The sequence below is a fragment of the Streptomyces sp. SID5785 genome (assembly GCF_009870065.1).
GTDB lineage: Bacteria > Actinomycetota > Actinomycetes > Streptomycetales > Streptomycetaceae > Streptomyces.
In genome coordinates this window covers 1-938 of the sequence record NZ_WWIA01001121.1, presented here as the reverse complement: position 1 = coordinate 938, position 938 = coordinate 1, and the positions used below count along the sequence as shown (strand labels likewise).

Sequence of the window (938 nt, the reverse complement as noted above, 5' to 3'; positions counted from 1 at the left end):
TGCTGTGGCTCCGGGCCCGCACGCTCGCGGCCGCAGCGGTGGAGGCGGCCTGCATGCCCGCGCGGGACGGCGTGGTCGTCGTGGAGGACGAGGCACCCGACGCGTTCGCGCTGCCCGGCCTGCCGGGGCGGGTCGTCGTGTCCACGGGCATGCTCGACACCCTCGACCCGGCCGAGCACGACATCCTGCTGGCGCACGAGCGCGCCCACCTGGACGCGCACCACTACGCCTTCGTCGCACTGGCCCAGCTCGGCGCCGCCGTCAATCCGCTCCTGCGGGCACCGGCCCGGTATGTGACCTACACGATCGAACGGTGGGCCGACGAGCGGGCCGTCGCCGCGACCGGCGACCGTACCCGGGTCGCGCGCGCCGTCGGCAAGGCGGCGCTCGCCGCCCGACCCGCCGCCGGCCGGCCGCTCGGCGCCGCACTCGGCATCCTGGGCCTCGCCCGGCTCACCGGACGCACCGGCGCCGGTCCGGTCCCGCGGCGGGTCGCCGCACTGCTCGCGCCGCCGCTCGGCCGTCACCCCCTGCTGGCCGCCGCCACCACGGCCCTGCTCGCTGTCGCAGCACTGTCGTCCGCCGAGGCGGCGCGCGACCTGCACCGGCTGCTCGAGTCCGTCGGCATCTAGGGCGTGTCTCGAAAGTGGCGTCGTTCGCCCGCAGGGCGGGCCTCGCGGGGTCTGGTGCGTGCGATCGCAAGGCGCCGGAATGGTCTCGTAGCGGATCCACTAGGGCATTTCGGCAACGCCGCGAGCGTGCGTGCCAGCCCCCGCGAGGCAGACGGCACTTGCGAAACACGCCCCAGTGCCCTGACCGCACAGGTTCACCGGGTAGGGGCGCCTGCGGCAGCAGGAATCGAGCCGGGACTGTGCTACTGCGGGGTGTTCTCCATCGCCCACCTGCGGAAGAGGGTGAGTGCCTCAGTGAGGTTGCCT

The 938-nt window shown here is 74.7% G+C and carries 1 protein-coding gene; it reads left to right on the top strand.

The features are described from left to right. Positions 1 to 632 (top strand): M56 family metallopeptidase (locus GTW43_RS36215; protein WP_161306216.1); only part of this gene is annotated, 632 nt, incomplete at its 5' end. Positions 633 to 938 lie beyond the last annotated feature (306 nt).